The organism is Streptomyces paludis (genome assembly GCF_003344965.1).
Lineage (GTDB): Bacteria > Actinomycetota > Actinomycetes > Streptomycetales > Streptomycetaceae > Streptomyces > Streptomyces paludis.
The window spans coordinates 4643292-4664634 of the sequence record NZ_CP031194.1; the positions used below are offsets into that span (position 1 = coordinate 4643292).

Consider the following 21343-nt stretch of genomic DNA (forward strand, 5'->3'; position numbering starts at 1 on the left):
ACCTAGGAAAAAGAAAAGGGGGTGTCTGTAGTGGTGCGGTGCTCCTTCGGGCGTGAAGAAGGAGCCGCTGCGCGGCACGCCTTTGGCGCGGCGTTCCGCCGGACAAGCAAGAGGAGCACCCCGGGCGCGGCGTGCTCCTCTTGCTTGTGCCGTGACCGGGCGGTCGTCAGAACGCTTTCGCCTGTTCGGGCGGTGGTGGCGCGCCTTGGCGGGTCATTTCGAGGTAGCGGCCTTCTCGGGTGCGTCCGCTGTCGATGAGGACGCCCCGGGCCGCGAGGGTGGGTTGAAGGCGCTTGAGGCGGTCTGAGAGCACCTTGCCCGTGGTCGGCCATCCTTTAGGCAGGGGGCGGAGTTCGTCGCCGTTGTAGAGGCGGCTGAGGCAGTGCAGCCACTCGGTGGATGTCTTTCGCTGCTCACCGCCGGGGGCCATGGTCGCGGCGTGCTGGAGGACGGTTTGCGCGAGGAGGTCGCCTTCGATCACGTCGTCGTTGAGGTCGTCCAGGCTGGCCCGGTAGGCGTTGAGCGCTCCGAGGCCGGTTGCTGCGTCGAGTTGCGCGCACAGGTGGGCGAAGTCCGCCATGCGCAGATCGGTGGGTGTCTCGGCATCGGCGGCGCGGACCTTGACGGTGAGGTCGAGGAGCGAGCCGAGAACGACGGGCAGCACCTCGGCGTACTCCGCCCACAACTCCGCCTCGGTCCGTCGGACGCGGGGCCGCTCCAGCCTCAGGGGCAGGAGCCGTTCGGCAAGGTCGGGGCGGATGACGCCGACGTCGATGCCGGTGAGGAGCAGGGGGCGGCGGTATCGGGCGCGGTGGACGTCCCCGTCGGTGAACAGGGCGCGCTTGACGCTCTCGGCGCCGGTAACGATGCAGCACATGGCGTCGGACAGGTCAGGGGTCATGTGGGAGAGGTTGTCGAGCGCGGTGACCCATCCGGCGGCCACGGCCGCGATCAGGTTCTCCTCATCCTTCGGCGCCCGTCGCAGGTCGCCGCTCATGCCTTCCACGATCCGCACCAGCATCCGCCCGCCGGTCGACTTCCCCGCCCCCTGCGGCCCGGTGAGGAACGGGGCCGGGACGGGCACGCCCGGCCCCAGACAGCCGATCAGCCAGGCAATGGCCAGGCACTCGGTCTCGGCGGTGGCGAAGTTGCACAGCCGCATCAGCAGGTCGATGCCCTTGCCGTCAGTGTCCTTGGCCGGCAGCGGGAGTTCCCCGGTGAGCTGGGTGCGCCGCCAGCACACCTCACGCGGGTCCGGAACCGTGACCTCCCACCCCGTGGGGTGGATACGGACGGACTGCCCATCGGAGCGGCCCAGGTCCAGCCATGTCGCCCCGTCGAACCCGGGGGCGACGCGGATGTGCACGGCCTGAGTGGTCTCGATCAACGCCAGGGCCTCGATCAGGTCCAGCGCTTCCTTGAGCGCGGTGCCGTTGAACACGCCGACACCGTCCTTGAACATGCCGACCATGAGTTCCTGGCGGTGGCTGCCCGTTGTGCCCTGGGAGCGGATCGGACGCGCGACGGGGTGGCCGTTCTTCTGCGCGTAGACGGTGCCGTCGGCGGTGCGAAAGTACCGGAAGTGGGACTGCGCGTAGTCGGTGATGACCTCACGCGCCGGGGTCTTCTCGTCCTCGGACATGGCTCACATCCCCAGCGCGGAAAGGGCATTGGTCCACGCGTCGTTGCAGTGCCGGCCGCTCTCGCCCATGCCCTGTGCGGCGGTGAACAACCGGGTGATGTGGGTGTCGGTGAGGCAGCCGCACCGGCCGTGCGTGGACAGGACGGCGAGGAACGTCCGGTACACGGTGGCGTGGACCCCGGCCGCCGCCCCGGTGATGCGCTGCTCGGCCATGGTGATGCCGCGTTCCAGGTAGGCGGGCGTACGGTGTCGGCATTCCCCGCCACCGGCCGGCGCGGCCACGGCGACGGCGCGCGGCGCGGGCCGGGCCGGGGACGGCTTCTTGACGACCAGGGCACGCACGACGTCGGGCAGGGCGGTCATGGTGCCAGCGCCGGGGCCGCGCCACTGTGCGTAGGACATCGTGGACTTGATGTCGACACCGTCACGTACGGCGTTCGCGGAGCGCGTGGTGCCCTGGTAGATCCAGTGCTCGCCGCGTGTGGTCGGGACGGTCCGGGTGGCGGGGAGGGTTTGACGTGCCCATGCGACGGCCGCCGCGTTGTCGAGGTCTACGACGGTCACTCCGGCGCCGCCGGGGTGGTAGGCGATGGCCTGAGCCTCGCGCCACGCTCCGGCCCATGCGGGGGAGGTGAGGACGCGCGGGTCGGTGGTGGCGGCGGCCCATGCGTGGCAAGGGCGGGGGCACCCGCACTTGCCCGGGGTCAGCATGTGGGGGCGCCCGCCGCACGCGAGGTCCGCGCATGTACGGCAGTTGCCGAACGGCACCTTCCCGGCCCGCAGCGGTAGCACCGGCACACCGGCCGTGGCCAGTTCCAGCGCGGTGCGAAGGTGGTCGCGACGGGCGCTCATGCGGCGATGCTCCTCTCGTGGGTGAGGAACTGGCGGCCGATCCATTCGCTGTAGGCGGGGGGTACGGCTTTGCGCGCATCGGTGCTGCTCATCCAGGTGCAGCCCATGGCGTCGGCGTAGGCGCGTTCCGCTTTGTGGGCGAAGGGGAGGAGGTTCTTGTGGTGCCAGCAGGGTGCGACCAGGTCTCCGCCGCCGCCCCAGGACGTCTCGAACGCCCGGTGCCGGCGGACGTTGAGGCCGAACTGCGATCCGCACAGCAGGTAGTCGGGGCGCAGGGGTGCTTCGGGGACGTTCTCGATGATCCACGGCAGTCCGGACGCCAGGAGGCGTTCGCGGCCGGGGGTAAGGAGGTCGGGGTGGTTGTCCTGGTTGCCGCGCCATGCGGTGACGCGGGCGAAGCGCTCGCACGGCCAGGACGCGTGGACCAGGTCGAACCCGTCGAGGGGGAAGGTGAGGGCGTCGGCCTGGTGGAAGGTGAACGGGTAGTTGGGCTGCGGGGTGATGTCGACGCCCACGACGTCGAATCCGGCGAGGTGATAGCCCATGGACAGGCCACCCGCGCCACAGCACAGGTCCAGCAGGCGCGGCCGGTCGCCCACTCGCCGGATCGGGACAGGTTGAGTCATGCTGGGTGTCTCCAGTTCTGTGAAGAGTGCTGGCAGACGAGAGCGGCCCCGGTTCTTGGTCGGATGGGGGCCGCTCTCGGCTTGTCAGAAGGGCGGTTCGTCGCTGTATCCGCCGGTGGCCCACGGGTCCTGTCCAGCCGTGCGGCGGCGGGGCAGGAGCGGGAGGGGCAGGAGCGTCCAGCAGCGGTCCGGGTGCCAGCAGGGACAGAGGTACGAGTGGGTTCCGGCGTACTCGCCGGTCTCGTCTCCGTAGTCCTCGTCCCAGCCGCCCTCACCTCGGCAGTCCGGGCAGTTGGGGCGGGGGGTGTCGGTGAGGACGAGTGCCGGGCGGGGCCATGTGGTGCGGTGGATGCGCAGTCGCACAGGCGGTGTCCTTACGAGGTGGTGGTGTGGGCGGCGCGGTGGATGAGGCTGGTGATGACGGCGACGGTGGGCCAGTCGGATCCGGCGAGCCAGTTGACGATGCGGTGGTCGTAGGTGCCGAGTTCGACGCCCGCGGCTTCGAGGGCGGTGATGAGCGCGGCGTGCTGTTCGTCGTCACCGACGAAGCCGACGGGCGCGGTGTTGATCGGGCCGGTGGGGATGGGGAGCATCGGTCAGTGCTCCTCGGTGATGTCGTGAGCGGGGTGGCGCAGGAGTTGGGGGAGTCCGGTGGTTTCGATGGCGGTGGGGTCGTAGCCGGGCATGGCGGCCCGTGCGGTGAGTGCGGCGGCGAGGGCCTGTGCGTACGCGCTTCCCTCGCGGGCTACTTCGATCTGTGTGCGGCCCCGGATCGCTTCGACGCGTTCGGCGTGCACGTGATCCTCGCGCCGGACCGTGGTGGCGCGTTCGTGTGCGGTGGTGTCGCGGCGGTCGGTGCGCCAGTGGCGGGCGGCGACCCCGTACGCCACCGCCGTGGTGACCGCCCAGAGCAGTACGGGCAGTGACCAGCCGTCGGCGTATCCGGCGACTCCGGCGAGGGTGAGGGCGCCGGAGGTGGCGAACGCAGTACCGGCGAGCACCCCGTCACCGCCGGAGCGTCCGGCCGATGCGAACGCGCCGGCGGTGGCGGCGCCGGTGGCCAGTACGACCATGAGCGCTGCGTTGCCGGTGGAGTGTTCGGCGCCGTTGGCGTTCCAGATCCGCCCCAGGATGAGCACGGTGGAGGTGGCGATGACCGGGGCGGCTTTCGCGGCTGTGTGGGTGAGGGGTTCGTCCATGACCGGTTCTCCTACGGGCTCGGTATGGCGTTGATGACGGCGGTGGCGAGCTGGTTGATCGGGGTGGCGGCGCCGGTGGAGGCGAGGAAGAACCCGAAGCCGATGGCGACGAACGCGGCGCCGTAGCTGAGGGAGTGGGAGCGGAGCAGGAAGAACAGGACGAGTCCGAAGAGCGCGACGAGCGAGACAGTGATTGCCATGAGGGACCTCCGGCGGGGAGCGGTAAAGTGCGTGGCGGTGCTCGCCCTTGGGGGCGGGTTTCGAGTGGGACCGGCGGTCGCGCCAACCTGTCGTCAGCTAGATGAGGGGTCCGCCTTATGGCGGGCGACCGCCGGTCTTTTGTTTCCGTCAGCGGGTGCCGTCGCGGTGGAGACGGGCGGCGGTGTTGTAGAAGTGACGGCCGATGCGGATGCGCTTGCCGGTGGCGTCGCAGCGACGGCAGTCCTTGCCTCGCTTGGCCCGGCCCTTGCGGTCCGTCTTCATGGCGTGGCCCCAGCCACGGCACTTGCGGCAGTTCCCGAACGGCGAAACGGCACACAACCCGCCGTAACAGAGTGTGATGCCGAGTAGGCAGGTGATAGCGAGGATGACGGGGGTCATGAAGGTGCCTCCAGGCCGGATTCAGAGGTTTTCCCAGCTGAGCAGCTATCCACTAGCCCGCTGATCAGAGGCATGTTGGGCCGCTATCGGCGCTGCTATCGATAGCAGGGGCAGGCACTATCGATAGCAGCCCCGATTGGTCAGCTCGCGTCCCGCTTTCCGTCACGTTCCGCAACCATGGCAGCGATGTCGTCGCGCTTGATGCCGCGCTTGTTGACGAACTTTCCGTCGATGCGGCGGCCCACCTGACCGGCCGTGATGCCGTAGGGCTTGAGGACGGTGGTCAGGTGCGCGGTCTGTTCCTCACCAGACATACGTGCCCAGTCGCCATAGCGCTCCGGACGCAGGTCCGCGAGGCGCTCCACCACGGTCTCGTTCCACACCTTCGCCTCATCCGCGCCGATGACCGCGAGAATGTCGGCAAGGAGTGTGTCCCCGGCCGTGTCACTGGCCTCGAACTCCTCCCCGAGCGCGTGGCCGGAGAGGGTGCCGGCCGCTTCGCGCAAGGTGCGGGCGCGCTGGCCGATGGTCTCGGCGGTGGGGGCGTCGACGTAGACGGAGGAGACGATCCGGGCGTCGGATCCTTCACCCACGAAGTAGTGGATGCCCTTGTCCTTCCACGAAAACATCGTGGCCCTGATCCCCCGCTTGTACGACGACGTGCCCAGGACCATGTCGTTCTCCAGCTGGCCCATGACCTTGAGGCAGAACCGGGCCGACGCGTTCGCGGAGATCCCGGTAGGAAGTGCCTTGGCGTCCGGGCGCTGGGTGGCCAGCAGCAGGACGATGCCGGTGGCGGGGCCGCGCTTGACCAGGTCGGTGCAGATCTCTTCGAACTCGGCTCCGTGCTTGGGGTGTTCGAACCACACCTGGCACTCGTCCACCCCGATCACGATCGGGTGCAGCCCCAGCGTCGGCTTGTTCGCCAGCTCGGACGTCACCTTGGACTCCGGGCAGATGTCCCGGGGCAGCGAGCGGATCATCTTCGCGCGGCGGCGCAGTTCCTTGCGCAGTTCGCGCAGGTCGGCGAGCGCGTATTCGATGTCCTCGTCGTCGTCCCCGGCCCGGTGCCGGTGGGAGACCCGCTCACCCACCGGGTCGAGGTCCCCGGTCCCTTTCAGGTCGTAGGTGTGCAGCTCGGCGCGTACGTCCAGCGCGCCGATCAGCAGGAGGAGCCGGAGGAGGAAGGTTTTACCCATGCGGGGGATCGCCCCGATGACGGCGGCAATGTACATGAGGGTGATCTCCACCCACCGGCCGCGCTGATCGGTGCCGAACGCTACGGGCTTGAACAGGTCGACCGAACCACCCTTGAGCAGCGGCCACACCGGCTTCTTCGCCGTCGACATGTCCTGGTCACCCACCCACAACACCAGCCGCCCGGTGTGCTCCTCCGGAACGGCTTCGGGCCACACACACCCCAGCGTGCGCCGCAGACCTGAGGCGAGTTTGTCGCGGCGTTCGATGACGTCGGTGACCGTGACGCCGTAGGGGAGGTTGCCCTCCGCGCGCCAGCCGGGGCCGTCGCGCGTGATCGGGGCGGTGAACTGGAACCCGTCACGTCCCTTGCCCTGCGCCTGGTTGATCGCGGGGATCCCCAGCGCCCCGAGTGCGCGAAGCACGATGTCGCTGGTGAGCTTCGGCGCGTTCGGCAGCTCCACCGCCCGCGTCACCACCGGTGCGTCCGCCCGCGTGCCGGCCGACCCCAGCGCCAGTACCAGCGCGCCGACGGACAGGGCTTGCAGCCAGCCCGGGGCGAGTACGTAGATGGCGAGCGCGGCCCCCAGCCCGGTGAACATGGCCAGCACACCGGCCAGCGTCCGCAGCCGTACGCGGCCGTCGCGCTGGCGCGAGAGCTTGAGGTACTCGGCAGTGTCCTCACGGCGGACGGCGGCGAGGCGTACGGGCTCGCCCTCACGGTCCGACATCCACCGCATCGACCCACCCACGAACCGTGCCGCTCCGCGCGGGGACTGGAACGCGAGGCGGCCGGCGTAGTAGGGGGAGCGGAGCGCGTGGTATCCGGCGAGGTGGCCGTAGTGCCCGGCCGCCCACCGCGCCGCCGTCTTCAACTCGGCACGCGAGCGCAGCCACGCGGGCAGCAGAGCGCGGCGGCGGGCGCCCATGAGCCTGCCGAGGTAGCCGGGCCCGGTGGGCGCGGGGCCGTCGACCATCACGCGCTGGGTCGGGTCCGCGTCGTCGGGGGTGGTGTCGGCCGGGTCGGGGGTCGACTCGGCGCGGGCGGTACGGGCCTTGTCGAGGTCGACCACCTCAGCACCCGAACCCGCCTCAGGGTCGGTGGCGGGGTTGGTGGTGGGGGTGGTCATGTCGGCTTCGAGCCGCGGGAACAGCTCGTTCTCATCCTCGTGATTCACTGAATGTCCTTCCCGGACACGTGGGGTGGGAAAGGGGTCCGGACGGCGCTTTGGTAGGGCCGACCGTCCGGGCCCCTGCTTGACGGTGGTGCGAGTGCCCCGGCCGGGAGTCGAACCCGGTCTGCGACCATCGGGGCGGATGTGCTGGTCAGGAGGCGGATCGCAGGATGTTGGCGAGGATGTCGCCGTGGTCGAACGCCAGCGGGGGCAGCTCGCTCAGGGGCCACCAGCGGGCGGCGGTGGCGTCGTCACCGGCCGCCGGCGCAACGGCCTGGGGCAGGGTCGCGGCGTAGGCGACCGTGACGTACCGGCCGCGCGGGTCACGGCCGGGGGCGTCGAAGGTGCCCACCTGCCGTAGGTCGGCGGAAGCCACGGTGATGCCCGTCTCCTCGGCCAACTCGCGGGCGGCGGCGACCAGGCTGGTTTCGCCCTCGTCCACGTGTCCACCGGGCAGTGCCCAGCAGCCCTCGAACGGGTCCCACCCGCGCTCGATCAGCAGCACGCGGCCTTCGGCAAACAGAACGACATCGGCCGTGAAACGGATGGTCTCGAACGTCTCGGTCTCGGTGGAGGTCATGGTGTCCTCTTGGATTGTTGGATGGTGCGGTGCGTGCCCCGGCCGGTAGTCGAACCCGGCCTCCGACCATCGGGGCGGAAGTGCTGGTCAGGCCGCGCGTTGTTCTTCGGGGTATGCACAGGTCACGCACATGCCGAGTGAGGTGGGGATGACGTATCCCGCATCCGTGCCGCATTCGGGGCAGGTGCGGCGGGCGGTGTTCGCCTTGGCGAGTGCGGCCCATTTGGCGGGGGTCATCGGCCGGACCGGAAGGGCCCGGTCGACGGGGTAGAGGAAGGCGCACCGGATCGGCGGAGTACCGGGGCGGCGGTAGCGGTGCGAGTGCCAGAGCACTTGCGCTGCTACTTCCTGACCGCCGGGCCGCAGTCCGGCGGCCCGGAGCTACCGGCGGGTTGCCAGCCCTTCCGGGGCGAGGCGGAAGGGGTAGGTGGGGATGCCGTAGCGGGACCCGTCCGGGTCCCAGAAACGCCCGGCCATCAGGCGGCCGTCGCCTCAGCAGCGGTGTCCGCCGTGCCGCGTTCGATGCGCAGCGCGTCGCGCAGGATCCGGCCGTTGGCCGACGACGTACGGACCGCCTTACGGATCGCCTCACCCGTCAACTCGCTCTCCTGCCAACCCGCCGTCGCGGTCCGCGCCTCGGTGAGGAGCTGTTCGCGGGTGCGGACCGGCCGGGACGTACGAGCCGACTGAGGTACGCGGCCGGTCGCCCGACGGCGGGCGGGCGCCGCCACAGCGACCGGCTTCACCGGGGCCGACTCGGCGGGCACGGCAGGCTCGACCACCGCCGTCTCGTCCGCCGACTCCATCGGGCCGGTGGACTCGACTACCGGTGCCGGACCGGCCGTCGGGAGCGACTCGACTGCTGGGGCCGGTTCGGCCGACTCGGCGGCCGGGAGTCCGGCCGTCGGTGCTTCGAGGGTGGGGGTCGACTCTCGCAGGTCAGACCCCGACTGATTTACGGTAGACCGTGGTGTTTCATCCTGGTCTGTGACCGGGGTGGTCGGGGTGAGTTCTCCGAGCTTCAACAGGACGCGTTCGCGGCGGGGAGTCTTCGACCGCCAGCGTCGACCATGCCGCTCGCGCAGGTCCGCCCGCGCCAACTGCCGCTCCCGCTCACGGGCCAACGCGTCGCCGTACGAGGTGATCTCCCACAGCGTCATCCGGCGCCACAACGCGAACGTCGAGGGGAACGCCAGCAGCCAACGCGAGCGGCGGATCTTCTCCATCCGCTTGCCCGTGACCGCGCCGATCCTCACCGCGTAGACGTGCGCGATGATCTCGGAGAACACCACCCACAGCAGCGGCATCGTCCCGTGCGCCACCTTCGCGGACACCGACGTACCGGCCGCGATGTTCAGCCAGCACGTCACCCCGGTGAGCACCCACGGCACGAACCGCACCCACGCCAACGCCATGTCCATCCGCACCAACAACAGGTGGGCCACGGTGAACACGGGGATCGCAATGTCGATACCGATCGGCAGCATCCACGGCGCCGCGAAATCCCACCGCGCCGCCGCCTCCGAAACCGCGCTGAACGACGACGCGAACCCCAGCGCACCGACCCCGGCCGCCGCCACAGCGGCCAGCCCCATCAGCGCCTGTTCGGGCCGGGTCAGCGGCGGAACATCCCGCCGTCCGATGTTCTCGCTCATGACGTCGCCCCCGTGGCGCCGTGCGTGCCCGTACGGCCGGCGCGACGGCCGTTGACCGTGCCCATGCCGGACGTGTGGTCCGATGCGATCTGCCACGGGGTGCCGGTGCGCTTGGCCCGGTACATCTCCTCATCCGCGAGCCGCAGCAACGCCGACAAGTCGACGCCGTCCACGGCGGGATCATGGGTGACGGCGCCGATGGACGCCCCCACCGTCAGGACGTGTCCCTCGTAGCGGACCGGCTCTTCGAGCGAGTGGGTCAACCCGTCCAGCATCCAGACCAGTTCGGTGCTGCTGTGGACCGTGCTGACGGCGGCGAACTCATCCCCGCCCAGCCGCGCCACCGTGGCGGCGTGGATGTCGGCCCACTCGGTCAGCCTGTGCCCGGTCGCGCGGATGACCGCGTCCCCGGCCGCGTGGCCGTGGGTGTCGTTGATCTCCTTGAACCGGTCCAGATCGATCAGGTAGACCGCGCCACGACGGCCCCGGGACAGCGTCCGGGCGGCGCGCTCGGTGAACGCGTCGCGGGTCCACAGCCCGGTCAGGGGATCGCGCCGGGCGGCATCGACCTGTCGGCGCAGCCGCAGGCTGTGAAACGACCATCCGGCCGCGAGCGGCGCGGCAGCGGCCAGCGCGGAAAGGACCGTGCTCATGCCGCAGCCCCCTTCCCGAAACGCGCCCGGCGGCGGGCGGTGGGGCGGTTCAGCGGGGTGACGTCGAACAAGCCCGGCGCGAACGCCTCAATCGCCTCGACGGCAACCCGGGAAACCCGGTCCGAGAGGCTGGGATCATCCGCGAGGATGTCGCGGGCCGCGTCCATACGGGCGGCGCGCTCCTCCTCGCTCTCCCCGCCGTCCGGACCGAGCCACAGGTCCAGCGGAGTACCGAGCGCCAGCTCGACGAACTCTGTCGCCGTAACGGCCGTATGACCGGCAACGATGAACTTCATGAGTCGTGCTCTCCCAAGAAGGATGTAACGGCTCAGGGCGGCCCCGGAGGTGCAACTCCAGGGCCGCTCGCCGTTGATGTGGGTGTGGGTGGTGGTCAGAGTCCGGCCCGTCGGGTGACCTCAGCGCGGATGTCGTTCTGCGTCGCGCCGGCGGCGAGCGCACGGGCCACGGCCCGGCCCCTGGCCGCGTTCGCGCGCTTCCCGTAAAGCCCGGCGGGGCCGCTCTTGTCGAGGATCTCGGCGGCGGCTTCCCGTACGGCTCTCTTTCTGTTCACGACGACGCCCCCTGGTTCAGACGGTCGCGATGATGAGCGCGGCGACCAGCAGCCACACATGGTGAAAGGACTGGTCAAGGGCGTAGGCGCCGGTCCCCAGATGCGCGGACGGCTTGCCCTCAGCGGTGACCGGGTGCGCGGGGTGCGCGCCGGTGCCGAGCGAGTAGAACTCGCTCTGGCCGGTGACCCTGGCCAGCCACGCGAGGGTGGACCGGCGATCCGCCCACCCGTGCGATACGGCGTCGACCAGCAGACCGAGAGCCACACCCGTCACGGACAGGTCCAGTCCCAGCAGTACGGCGACCGGGGCGAGCAAGGCGGCTTTGGTGGCGGTGAGGGTGGCGACATGGCGGGCGGCGGCGAGGCGGCCCCTCCAGCCGGGCAGTCCCTTCGTGCAGGACTGGTGAGAGGTCTGGACCCAGTGGTCACCCACCGAGTGCCCGACCCATAAAGCGATGAACACGGCGGCGAAGACTGAAGCGTGCACGCTGGTTCTCCTCAGCAGCAGCGGGGCCGGACTGTCCGGCTCCCCTCACCGCCCGTACGAGACGGGCGGATCGGGCAGCCGTCAGCGACCGGGCTGCGCGATGTGACCAGCGGCATTACCGGACGCGAACGCCTTCGACGGCTCCTGCTGGCGGCCCCTCATCGGGTGCCCTTGGCGCGGGCGTTGTCCCGGCTGGCCCGGTTCCGTTCGGCGTTCCTGCGATCCAGGTCCGCTCGCTTTTCCTCGTCTGTCAGACTGACGTTCACAGGGACCTCCAGAGGGTGCCTGTACTGCGCCGTCCGGAGTTACCGCTCCGGGCGGCGCGCCTTTTGGTGCCGGTTTTCCGGCTCCCCTCTGCCCCGTCCGTACGGCGTCGCACGCAGCGAGCCGGACGGGCGGGGGAGGCAACCGGCCCCGCGATAGCCGCGGGGAAACACGATCCGATCAGGCGGCCCTACTGCTCGGCCGCCGACGCTGTAGGGCGTTGTCACCCGCGCCGGTCCAGCGCGGGCAACGCCCTGAGTAGTCGCTTGTTCATGGGGCCCTCCTTCGCTGCGGTGGCTGAGGGGGTGCGGTTGCTCGGTTCTCGTGTTCGCACGGCGCTGCTCGGTCCGGGGAGATCCGAAGTCCCGGACGTCTGAGGGGGCAGCTTCAAGGTGTGCCGTAGCGGTTCTTTCGAGTCGGTGGCGTGTCCCCCATCTGGGGTGTCGGGCCCCGGTGTGACGGGGGCCCCTTCTCGACCGACTGGTCTCCACTCGCCCCGGCCGGAGTTGTCACGGCCGTCGTACTGCGGTGGATCACACTGTGCAGTTGTTGTGCGGTTCGAAGCAGCCCAAAGAAGGGCCTCTCCGGTCGTGCGTCTCGCTCCGGACTTCCGCCCGATGCGATACCTGTATTACAGGTCCCGCATGGTGGTCTCGTCAAGTCACGCAGCGAACTTCTTGGGCTTCGCGCCGGGACTTCCTGGCGCACCATCAGAATGGCCCCAGGTGGGGGGCGTTGTTTACCTCGTACGTGGACAGCTCGAATTCATCTGGCTACCTTCAAGAGGTCCCTAGACGTCCCATCGGAGGTGGAGATGTCCAACGAGCGCTTACGGTCGGCCCTTCTCGCGCAGGGCATGACCGTGCAGGATCTGGCAGAGGCAATCGACGTCAACCCCAAAACGGTTGAGCGCTGGATCACTCAGGGGAAGGTGCCGTACCGGCGGCATCAGTACGCCACCGCGTCCCTGCTCAAGGTCGACGTGACGACCCTGTGGAACGACGACCGCGCGGTCGACAGCGCGTCGGACCTCAGCAAAGCGGAGATCGTCACGGTCTACCCGCACCGGCACATGGTGCCCGCAGGACTGTGGCGGGACATCTACTCGCGCGCCGAAACACACCTTGACGTGCTCGTCTACTCCGGCCTCTGGCTGTCGGAGGATCCCTTGTTTCACGACCTGCTCAAGGAGAAGGTGCAGGCATCGGCCCAGGTCCGCATCCTGCTGGGCGAGCCCGGGTGCGCGGCGGTTGAGCAGCGGGGCATAGATGAGGGCCACCGCATCATGGACGGCAAGATTCGCAACGCCCTGGTGAACTACCGGCCGCTCTTCGCCAGCCACCCCGACATCGGGTTCCGGCTCCATGACGCGACGCTCTACAACTCGCTCTTCCGCTCCGATGACGAGATGCTCGTCAACACCCACGTCTACGGCATCGGCGCGTACATGGCGCCCGTGCTCCACCTGCGACGACTCCCCGGCGGCGGGCTCTTCGACACGTACGCGAATAGCATCGAACAGACCTGGGGAAGCGCACGCCCGATAACCGACCACGACATCACGGGAGCATGAGCATGGGCCGTATCGACTACCTCCACGATCCCGCCGCGCCGCCGGCCAACTCCGTCGTTCCGTCCGTTGTGGCGTTCGTCCAGAACGAGGCGGATGAGGTGCTGGTGATCCGCCGCTCCGACAACGGCCGTTGGGCGCTTCCGGGCGGTGGCCACGACGCGGGGGAGTCCATCAGCGACACCGTGGTGCGCGAGGTGTGGGAGGAGACCGGGATCAAGGCCGAAGTCATCGACATGTCCGGGATCTACACCGACCCCGGGCACGTCATGCAGTACGACGACGGCGAGGTGCGACAGCAGTTCAGCATCTGCTTCCGGGCCCGGCCGGTCGGCGGTGAGATCCGTACGAGCGACGAAACGACCGACGTCCGGTGGGTCGCGCCGGCGGACCTGTCGGAGTTCGACATCCACCCCACCATGCGCCTGAGGATCGACCACGCGATGGACCGGGCCCGTACGGCGCCCTACATCGGCTGACGGGCCGCACTGGCGAGCCGTACGAGCACCCGGGATGTGCTTGCCAGGATCTCAGGCTCGGCGCGCCGGATAAATGTACCGATGAGGCTGTCGGCGCCGTACCGCCCGGCGATCTCGTTCACCCGGTCCACGGGATTGGTGGGGGCGCCGTCCGGGGTGGTGTTCATGTCGCAGTAGCAGAGCGCGTCGTTGAGATGCGCGCTCTCGCGCGGGAACTCGCTCTCCAGCTCATGCCGCAGACCCCGGGCTTCCGCCTCCATCCATGAGCAGGAGTGATGGGCTACGAGGCAGACGATCCGTTCGTCCGCACGGGCCACCTCCCGGAGGTAGCGCGCGCCGTCGAGCGGGTGGAACCCGGTCTTGGCGACGTCGGGCGAGTAACCGATGTCGTGCAGCACAGCCGCGGCCTCCATGAGGTCGGCGTCCGTGCCGAGGACCGGGGCGATCGACCGGGCTCGCTCGGCCACACCCAGCGAATGCGCCCACCGGCGCGGCAGTGCCTCGGCAAGGAGAGACTCTGCGAGCGGGTAGGCCCATGTGGTCAGTTCGTTCGTGCTCAAGGTTCGGGACGCTCCTCTCGGTCGGGCAGAGCCCGCACGGTTCGCGGCTTCCCCTGCCGGGACTCCGACAGCAGACCCGCGGCTTCGAACTTGTTCAGCACCTTCGCCACCGTGGGGCGCGCTACGCCGAAGCGCTCGCTCAGCGCGGACGCGCTCGGGAACGGCACGCCCACCTTCAGTTCGTCGGTCACGAAGATCTCAGCGATCCGATCGGCCAACGGCCGGCGGTCGGCGTCGTCGGAACCTCTGAGCACGCGCCAGCGGCCCCCAGCCACTGGCTCTGCGATACCTGCTTCCCTGAGAGCTCCAAAGGCCCTGAGCGCCACCCCACGGGAGATCCCGTGGGCACTCATGAGGTTCGCGACAGACGGAAGCTCGGTCATTTCTGGATTCGCTTCGATCTGAGACTTCACCGCATCGGCAATTTTTAGAAAAGTTCCCCGAGGGCTGACCTTCTGCGACACACCCACTTCCTCTCTCTTGTGCGTGATCGTGGACAAGCGTGCCACGTTCCTTGAAGTCTCGGTGTTGTACCCCTTTCCGGCCCTGCCTCCGACTGTAAATCCTGGAGCTGCCAGGCGGTCCATGAGTGCTTTGATGAGGACCAGACCGACCGGGGGCCGACGTGATAACGGGCACGCCGCCATGCTGTGCAGCCGTGGCTTGGTTACGGCAGGTCCCGTCGCTAAAGTGGATTACCTTCGTCTCAAATTTTTGACTCCCTTGAGGATCAAGTCTGTGAAAGCCTGAGTGCGAACAGTGTCCCTATCGAGGATTCCATCCTTTTCGGTCTCGCGCACTGCGGAATCAACGATTGGCAGAACTGATTGCACCAAAGCTGGCCCCTCTTGCGGATCCCAGAGTCGATCGGCCAGTCGGGTGCAGTACTTCTCCAAATCCCGCCGCTTATTAGGTACTGGGGCCGGCTCGGCGTAGTGGCGAATAGCCATGAGTATTTGATAGCGCGCCGGCTTGTATTTTCCGTCGACGTAGTTATTTCGAAAGAAATACTCCAGGCGGTATGCCGCCACAGCGCTTACGTAGTAGGGGTCCGGGTAGTCTGCTGAAGCGAAGATGTCGTTTCCGCGGATTCGCTGGAGTTCTTTGTAGTATCTCCCTGCTCGCCACGCTTCATCGAGCATCATTGCCGCATAAGTGCGAACTAGCTGTGGGCGAGTAATAATTCGAGTTTTCTCTAGGCCGGGAATCGAACTGTATTGCTTTGAGCGGCGCTCATAGTAGAGACGCTTTTCGATCGGATGGGCTTCAAGGAACGCCTCTAGCTCTTTCTGGAGGGTCTCCAATGCTTTCAAGTCTTCGTCTGAGACGAGAGTTTGCTTGTTCGTGGCAGCGGTTACGCTACTGGCCACGTCTTCGTCCTGTGTGACGATGAGGCGTAGAGGGACGTGGACGCCCTCCAGTTCGTCCTTCTCGTCGAAGAGGACGTGGCTTGTTTGGCATCCGTTGACGATTTGGTAGTCGCGCAAGGTGAACTTGTTTCCGACAACGCCCATCTCGCGTGCGACTACGGTGATTCCGTTATTTAGTACTACGAAGCGGCCTCGCAGGCGTTCCTCTTGCAGCGTGGAGCGAATTCCTCTATTTACGTCGTTGTAGTCTTGGAAGTCGCGCACATTCTCATAAAACAGCGATTTTCGGATATTTCCGTTAGGGTCGCTGATGAGCTTCATGTATTCGGTTGCAGAGACTGTTCCGATATAGGACTGCTCTACGCCGTCAATGTCGGGGAGTAGGACCTGATTTGAAAATAGAAACTCCGCCTCGACAGTATTCTTTGCGCTGCGATAGAGGGATTGGATTTCCCTTGCACCTAGGCACTCAAATTCTACCGTTTCAAAGATATTCAGGCTTTCGAGTCTGGCCTTTGCTGCAGCCGCCTTAGAGGAGAGGTGGGCGTCGCCAGTCCAGCTTCCTGTCGTGACATATCTGACGACGAGGTCGGGAGATCCCTTGCGGAAAGCTGTACTGTTCTCGTAGAGTCGCTCGGTTAGATCTTTAAACTCCTTAAGGTTGCTACTCATGGGGAGTGAGGGATCGTTTGAGAAGAAATCACAAAGGTTGTCTGCAAGGTCGGTGATGCGGGCTCCATCGAAACCGCTGCTTGTCTTTGCTTGTATGATTAGAATGCGTGCCTGTAGGTAATTATTCCTGTTTCGTAGATCGTCAATTTCTTCAGGACTTGAAATGATGTCGCCGTTGACAACCAGGGCTGCTGCATCCACGGCTAGGTCGTTTCCGCCACCGGTTCGCATCTCGACTGGATCGAACTCGCCGTCGAACTCGCTAGAAATTACGCAATATGCACAAAAAGCCTCAAATTGCCCCGACTCGGGTTCGTGGCTCAGCTGGCGCTCGCTAGAGAATTCTTGCAGGAAACTACCTGTGATCCGGTCCACTGGCACACTCCTTGAGCCCGCACATGCGATGTCTTCCGGGAACGTACCTCAAGGGGATGGTTCTTTGCTCGGCCTTCACCAGAATCGACGCGAAAGGTGCGTATCCCAGTCGGCAGGAGGTTCACCTGTTGTGTTGGTAGTGAACGAGGCAGGTGCGAGGTAAGGCAGTTGTGGCACAACCCCTGGTCATGTTGGAGAGCGGGAGGCAGTGCTCTGTATATCCGCCAACGGAGGCCAGGGTTGGGCCGCCTGTGGGCCGTCCAAGGGTGGCCGACGACCACCGCCAACGACCGACAACGATTACGGGGGTACGGCGCCATGCCGTACCCCCGTGGTGCGTTCACCCAGCTACACCCAGGTGTCCAGCCACATGCGCGCGCGCCACGAGTCGATGGGGATCGGCGTCCCGGTGTACAGCGGCCAGAAGTAGATGAAATTCCAGATGATCAGCAGGGTCAGCACCCCCGCGCCGACCGCGCCCACCGTCCTGCGACGCTCGTCGGAGCCCGGCGGGCCGATGATCGCGCCCAGCAGCATGGCCACCGCCAGACAGAGGAACGGCACGAAGACGACGGCGTAGAAGAGGAAGATCGTCCGCTCCTGGTACATGAACCAGGGGCCCCAGCCCGCCGCCACCGCGCACGCGATCGCGCCCGCGCGCCAGTCGCGGCGGAAGAACCAGCGCCACAGCACGTAGCAGAGCGCGAACGCGGCCGTCCACCACAGCAGCGGGGTGCCGATCGCCAGCACCTCGCGCGCGCACTTGCCGGCCGTCGTCGCCGGGCAGCCGTCCGTGCCGGCCGCCGGGTCCTCGTAGAAGTACGAGACGGGGCGGCCCAGGACGATCCAGCTCCACGGGTTCGACTGGTAGGTATGGCCCGACGTCAGGTTGATGTGGAACTGGTAGACCTCGTACTCGTAGTGCCACAGGCTGCGCATCCAGTCCGGCAGCCAGGTGAACCAGCCGCCCTCGCCCTGGCCGGGTGTCGTCGCCCAGTTCCGGAAGTACCCCTTGTCGCTGAGGATCCAGCCGGTCCAGGAGGCGACGTACGTGACGATCGCGACCGGCACCGTCGAGACGAAGGCCGGCAGGATGTCCCGCTTCAGCACCGAGAGATACGGCAGCCGCGCGCCCGCGACCCGGCGCGCGCCCACGTCCCAGAGCACCGCCATGAGCGCGAAGGCGGCCAGCAGATAGAGGCCGTTCCACTTGGTGCCGAAGGCCAGCCCGAGCATCACCCCGGCGGTGATCCGCCAGGGCCGCCACCCCAGGCGCAGCTGGTCCGCGACGGTGGCGTCCGGGCGCAGCAGGCCCTCCTCGTCCACCGGCAGGGCCGCCGCCAGTCTGCGCCGGGACCAGTCGCGGTCGATCAGCAGACAGCCGAACGCGGCCAGCACGAAGAAGGACAGCACCAGGTCGAGCAGCGCGGTCCGGCTCATCACGAAGTGCAGCCCGTCCACGGCCAGCAGCGTGCCCGCCAGACACCCCAGGAACGTCGACCGGAAGAGCCGGCGCCCGATCCGGCAGAGCATCAGCACCGACAGCGTGCCGAGCACCGCCACCATGAAACGCCAGCCGAAGGGGTTGAAGCCGAAGAGCTGCTCCCCGAGGCCGATGACCCACTTGCCGACCGGCGGATGCACCACATAGCCGGGATCGGACGGGACCGGCACCAGGGACGGGTCCTTGAGGATCTGCTTGTCGATGTCCTTGGGCCAGCTGCCCTCGTAGCCCTGGTTGACGACCGCCCAGGCGTCCTTGGCGTAATACGTCTCGTCGAATATCACCGCCTTGGGGCTGCCCAGGTTCCAGAACCGCAGCACCCCCGCGACGAGCGCCACCAGCAGCGGCCCGCCCCACGCCGACCAGCGGATGATCCGGTCCGCGAGCGCGGGCGACACCCCGAGGACGGCCCACAGCCGCTCCGAGGGCCTGGTGTACGGCGGCACGAGCCGTTCGCGCAGCCCGGTCACCCGCCGCGGGGCGTGGCCGAATCGGCGGAGCCGCTGGGGCCATGAGGGCGGCTTGTCCCCGGCGTCGTGCCCCTGGAGGGGTGTGGGCGCAGTACTCGTCACCGCGCCATCGTAGGGAACGCCGCTGTGCGAGGGGCGCGTCGCGTCCTGCGAGGATGGCGGATGTGACGGAAATGCTCGGAACTCACGGACCTCAAGAACCCCACGAATCACGCGAAGCGGACGATATGTCCGATGTGGGTGATGCGGGCGGTACGGATGGCGCTGACGTGGCGTACGGCGCGGGCCGGGCGCCCGGCGTGCCCGGCGCCGACGGGGCCGCCGGGACGCTCGTGCTCGCCGGGACGCCCATCGGTGATGTCACGGACGCCCCGCCCCGGCTCGCCACCGAGCTGGAGACCGCCGATGTGATCGCCGCCGAGGACACCCGGCGGCTGCGCCGGCTCACCCAGGCGCTCGGGGTACGGACCAGGGGCCGCGTCGTCTCGTACTTCGAGGGCAACGAGAGCGCCCGTACCCCCGAGCTGGTCGAGGCGCTGGCCGGCGGCGCGCGGGTGCTGCTGGTCACGGACGCGGGCATGCCGTCCGTCTCGGACCCCGGCTACCGGCTGGTGGCGGCGGCCGTCGAGCGGGACATCCGCGTCACCGCCGTACCCGGACCGTCCGCCGTACTGACCGCGCTGGCGCTCTCCGGGCTGCCCGTGGACCGCTTCTGCTTCGAGGGCTTCCTGCCGCGCAAGGCGGGCGAGCGCCTCGGCCGGCTCCGCGAGGTCGCGGGTGAGCGCCGTACCCTCGTCTACTTCGAGGCGCCGCACCGGCTGGACGACACCCTCGCCGCGATGGCCGAGGTCTTCGGCGCGGGCCGCCGGGCCGCCGTCTGCCGTGAGCTGACCAAGACGTACGAAGAGGTCAAGCGGGGCGGTCTGGGCGACCTCGCGGCCTGGGCGGCGGAGGGCGTACGGGGCGAGATCACCGTCGTCGTCGAGGGCGCGCCCGCCCCCGTACCCGGCGAGCTGGACGCGGCCGAACTGGTGCGCCGGGTACGGGTGCGCGAGGAGGCGGGGGAGCGGCGCAAGGAGGCCATCGTGGCGGTCGCCGCCGGGGCCGGGGTGCCGAAGCGCGAGGTGTTCGACGCGGTGGTGGCGGCGAAGAACGCGGCACGGGCCGCCGGGGAGGGCGGCGGGAATGGCAAAGGGCCGTCTTGAAATGTAAAGCGCAGACCGCGCGGTGTGCCTTTTGCCGGGCTTTTGTGGCATGAGAAGGCCAAGACCCCTCCATTAATCGACAGGGTCCATGCGCTCCCGCCCGTAAAGGCGTCCACTGGGTCAGTGGAGAGGAGCTGGCATGAGTGAGATCACGGGCACCGCCGTAGCCCACGAGGCATATGCCTTTTGCTGCATGCACTGTGGACACGGCTGGGAGCAGTCTTTCGACATAACGCACTTCGTCGACGGCGCGGGCCGTACGGTCGTGGTGTACAAGGCGGACGGGGTACGGGTGCCGTCGCCGCTGTCGAGCCCGACCTGTGTCAACTGCGGGGGGCATGTCGTACGCATCATGAGGTCCGGACAGGTCTCGTCCGTCCGGGCGCTGACGAACGAGAAGCACCACCCGGCGAAGACGTCCCGGGCGGGCGCGGAGGCGGCGGCCGCGGAGGCGGCGCGGCAGGCCGGGGAGCCGGGCGGCGCGATATCCCCGGTGGCCGACGGCCACGGCCCCGGGACCGGGGCCGACCACGGCCACCACCACTGGCACCTCTCCGATCTGCTGCATCCGTTCCAGCACCGCCACCGCGGCTGAGGTCCGTCGCGCGTGGTGAGACCGGTGGGAGTGGTGAGACCGGTGGGAGCGGTCGCTGAGGGGTCCTCGTAGGATCGCTCCCATGAGTGCGAAGCAAGCCCCGCCGCCGCTGCCCGAACCCCTCCGGGTGGCGGTCGCGGACGCGCACACCCACCTGGACATGCAGGACGGCACCGTCGAGGAGGCCCTGGAGAAGGCCGCCGCGGTCGGTGTGACGACGGTGGTCCAGGTGGGGTGCGACCTCAAGGGCTCCCGCTGGGCCGCCGAGACGGCAGGGGCGTACGAGAACGTGCACGCGGCGGTGGCCCTGCACCCCAACGAGGCCCCGCGCATCGGCGACGCGTCGAGTGACGCGCTGGACGACGCGCTCGCCGAGATCGACCGGCTGGCCGCCCTGCCGCAGGTGCTCGGCGTCGGCGAGACCGGCCTCGACCACTTCAGGACCGGCCCCGAGGGCGTCGCCGCCCAGGAGCACTCCTTCCGCGCGCACATCGAGATGGCCAAGCGCCACGGCAAGGCGCTCGTGATCCACGACCGGGACGCGCACGCGGATGTGCTGCGTATCCTGACGGAAGAAGGCGCGCCGGAGCGCACGATTTTCCATTGCTATTCCGGTGACGTGGAAATGGCGGAGAAGTGCGCGGCAGCCGGTTATTACATGTCGTTCGCCGGTAATGTCACCTTCAAAAACGCTCAACCGTTGCGTGACGCGCTCACAATAGCGCCGCTGGAACTCGTTCTCGTGGAGACGGACGCGCCCTTTCTCACGCCCGCGCCTTTTCGCGGCCGTCCGAATGCGCCCTACCTCATCCCGGTCACGCTGCGCGCGATGGCCGAGGTGCGCGGGATCGACGAGGACACGATGGCGCGGGCGCTCGCGGACAACACGGCGCGCGCGTTCGGGTACGGCGCCCCCGTAGGCTGAGCAGGTGAGCAGCACTGAGCCCGACGCACCGGCCCCTGACGACACCGCACCCGAGTCTCCGGCCCCTGACGACACCGCACCTGAGGCGCCCGTCTCCGACGCCCTCCCGACGTCCGA

General features: G+C 68.3%; 24 protein-coding genes and 1 pseudogene. 5 read left to right on the forward strand and 20 right to left on the reverse strand.

Going from position 1 to position 21343, the window contains the following annotated elements:
• Positions 1–166: 166 nt before the first annotated feature.
• From DVK44_RS20630 to DVK44_RS20705, 16 genes and pseudogenes are all read right to left on the reverse strand, one after another.
• Positions 167–1642, reverse strand: coding sequence for an ATP-binding protein (locus DVK44_RS20630; RefSeq protein WP_114660984.1), 1476 nt, complete (start codon positions 1640–1642; stop codon positions 167–169).
• Positions 1643–1645: 3 nt separating this feature from the next.
• Complete coding sequence (locus DVK44_RS20635) at positions 1646–2494, reverse strand: bifunctional DNA primase/polymerase (protein ID WP_114660985.1); 849 nt, start codon at positions 2492–2494, stop codon at positions 1646–1648.
• On the reverse strand, positions 2491–3120 hold the full coding sequence (locus DVK44_RS20640; RefSeq protein WP_114660986.1) for a DNA cytosine methyltransferase: 630 nt from the start codon (positions 3118–3120) through the stop codon (positions 2491–2493). The genes DVK44_RS20635 and DVK44_RS20640 overlap by 4 nt, the downstream gene beginning before the upstream one ends.
• An 84-nt stretch (positions 3121–3204) precedes the next feature.
• Positions 3205–3483 carry a hypothetical protein gene (locus DVK44_RS20645; RefSeq protein ID WP_114660987.1) on the reverse strand — a complete coding sequence of 93 codons (279 nt, stop codon included), beginning with the start codon at positions 3481–3483 and terminating at the stop codon, positions 3205–3207.
• A gap of 11 nt (positions 3484–3494) precedes the next feature.
• Positions 3495–3713: a hypothetical protein gene (locus DVK44_RS20650; protein WP_114660988.1), complete on the reverse strand. Its 219-nt coding sequence runs from the start codon at positions 3711–3713 to the stop codon at positions 3495–3497.
• A gap of 3 nt (positions 3714–3716) precedes the next feature.
• The gene (locus tag DVK44_RS20655) at positions 3717–4319 is read right to left on the reverse strand and encodes a hypothetical protein (protein ID WP_114660989.1); all 603 of its coding nucleotides are present in this window, start codon (positions 4317–4319) and stop codon (positions 3717–3719) included.
• Positions 4320–4330: 11 nt separating this feature from the next.
• The gene (locus DVK44_RS20660) at positions 4331–4519 is read right to left on the reverse strand and encodes a hypothetical protein (RefSeq protein ID WP_114660990.1); all 189 of its coding nucleotides are present in this window, start codon (positions 4517–4519) and stop codon (positions 4331–4333) included.
• 148 nt (positions 4520–4667) lie between these two features.
• Complete coding sequence (locus tag DVK44_RS20665; protein ID WP_114660991.1) at positions 4668–4919, reverse strand: hypothetical protein; 252 nt, start codon at positions 4917–4919, stop codon at positions 4668–4670.
• Between the two features lie 140 nt (positions 4920–5059).
• A complete protein-coding gene (locus DVK44_RS20670; protein WP_114660992.1) occupies positions 5060–7294 on the reverse strand; it encodes a cell division protein FtsK in 2235 nt (744 codons plus the stop codon).
• A 148-nt stretch (positions 7295–7442) separates the two neighbouring features.
• The gene (locus DVK44_RS20675; RefSeq protein ID WP_114660993.1) at positions 7443–7871 is read right to left on the reverse strand and encodes an NUDIX domain-containing protein; all 429 of its coding nucleotides are present in this window, start codon (positions 7869–7871) and stop codon (positions 7443–7445) included.
• 87 nt (positions 7872–7958) lie between these two features.
• A pseudogene (locus tag DVK44_RS37230) lies at positions 7959–8348 on the reverse strand (RRQRL motif-containing zinc-binding protein).
• The gene (locus tag DVK44_RS20685; RefSeq protein ID WP_114660994.1) at positions 8348–9526 is read right to left on the reverse strand and encodes a DUF2637 domain-containing protein; all 1179 of its coding nucleotides are present in this window, start codon (positions 9524–9526) and stop codon (positions 8348–8350) included. Before DVK44_RS20685 ends, DVK44_RS37230 begins: the two are co-directional and overlap by 1 nt.
• Positions 9523–10179: a GGDEF domain-containing protein gene (locus DVK44_RS20690; protein WP_114660995.1), complete on the reverse strand. Its 657-nt coding sequence runs from the start codon at positions 10177–10179 to the stop codon at positions 9523–9525. Before DVK44_RS20690 ends, DVK44_RS20685 begins: the two co-directional genes overlap by 4 nt.
• Complete coding sequence (locus tag DVK44_RS20695; protein ID WP_114660996.1) at positions 10176–10475, reverse strand: hypothetical protein; 300 nt, start codon at positions 10473–10475, stop codon at positions 10176–10178. Before DVK44_RS20695 ends, DVK44_RS20690 begins: the two co-directional genes overlap by 4 nt.
• Positions 10476–10570: 95 nt before the next feature.
• On the reverse strand, positions 10571–10750 hold the full coding sequence (locus DVK44_RS20700; protein WP_114660997.1) for a hypothetical protein: 180 nt from the start codon (positions 10748–10750) through the stop codon (positions 10571–10573).
• 16 nt (positions 10751–10766) lie between these two features.
• Entirely contained in the window at positions 10767–11237 is a 471-nt protein-coding gene (locus tag DVK44_RS20705) for a transcriptional regulator (protein WP_114660998.1), read from the reverse strand.
• 1078 nt (positions 11238–12315) lie between these two features.
• Between DVK44_RS20705 and DVK44_RS20710 the strand changes: the two genes are divergently transcribed.
• On the forward strand, positions 12316–13074 hold the full coding sequence (locus tag DVK44_RS20710; protein WP_114665315.1) for a helix-turn-helix domain-containing protein: 759 nt from the start codon (positions 12316–12318) through the stop codon (positions 13072–13074).
• 2 nt (positions 13075–13076) lie between these two features.
• Positions 13077–13550, forward strand: a complete 474-nt coding sequence (locus DVK44_RS20715) for an NUDIX domain-containing protein (RefSeq protein WP_114660999.1) — start codon at positions 13077–13079, stop codon at positions 13548–13550.
• Here the strand turns inward: DVK44_RS20715 and DVK44_RS20720 are convergent.
• The 4 genes from DVK44_RS20720 to DVK44_RS20735 form a co-directional block, all read right to left on the reverse strand.
• Positions 13538–14110 (reverse strand): HD domain-containing protein, encoded by a 573-nt coding sequence (locus tag DVK44_RS20720; RefSeq protein WP_114661000.1) that lies wholly within the window; start codon positions 14108–14110, stop codon positions 13538–13540. The genes DVK44_RS20715 and DVK44_RS20720 overlap by 13 nt on opposite strands.
• Complete coding sequence (locus DVK44_RS20725; RefSeq protein WP_331461616.1) at positions 14107–14610, reverse strand: GntR family transcriptional regulator; 504 nt, start codon at positions 14608–14610, stop codon at positions 14107–14109. The genes DVK44_RS20720 and DVK44_RS20725 overlap by 4 nt, the downstream gene beginning before the upstream one ends.
• Positions 14611–14805: 195 nt before the next feature.
• Positions 14806–16527 (reverse strand): AIPR family protein, encoded by a 1722-nt coding sequence (locus DVK44_RS20730; protein ID WP_114661001.1) that lies wholly within the window; start codon positions 16525–16527, stop codon positions 14806–14808.
• Between the two features lie 348 nt (positions 16528–16875).
• A complete protein-coding gene (locus DVK44_RS20735) occupies positions 16876–18603 on the reverse strand; it encodes a dolichyl-phosphate-mannose--protein mannosyltransferase (RefSeq protein ID WP_114661002.1) in 1728 nt (575 codons plus the stop codon).
• Between the two features lie 125 nt (positions 18604–18728).
• Between DVK44_RS20735 and rsmI the strand changes: the two genes are divergently transcribed.
• The 3 genes from rsmI (at position 18729) to DVK44_RS20750 (ending at position 21226) form a co-directional block, all read left to right on the forward strand.
• Entirely contained in the window at positions 18729–19706 is a 978-nt protein-coding gene (rsmI, locus tag DVK44_RS20740) for a 16S rRNA (cytidine(1402)-2'-O)-methyltransferase (RefSeq protein WP_228447288.1), read from the forward strand.
• A gap of 139 nt (positions 19707–19845) precedes the next feature.
• Positions 19846–20301 carry a hypothetical protein gene (locus tag DVK44_RS20745; protein WP_114661003.1) on the forward strand — a complete coding sequence of 152 codons (456 nt, stop codon included), beginning with the start codon at positions 19846–19848 and terminating at the stop codon, positions 20299–20301.
• 82 nt (positions 20302–20383) lie between these two features.
• On the forward strand, positions 20384–21226 hold the full coding sequence (locus DVK44_RS20750) for a TatD family hydrolase (RefSeq protein ID WP_114661004.1): 843 nt from the start codon (positions 20384–20386) through the stop codon (positions 21224–21226).
• Positions 21227–21343: the final 117 nt, after the last annotated feature.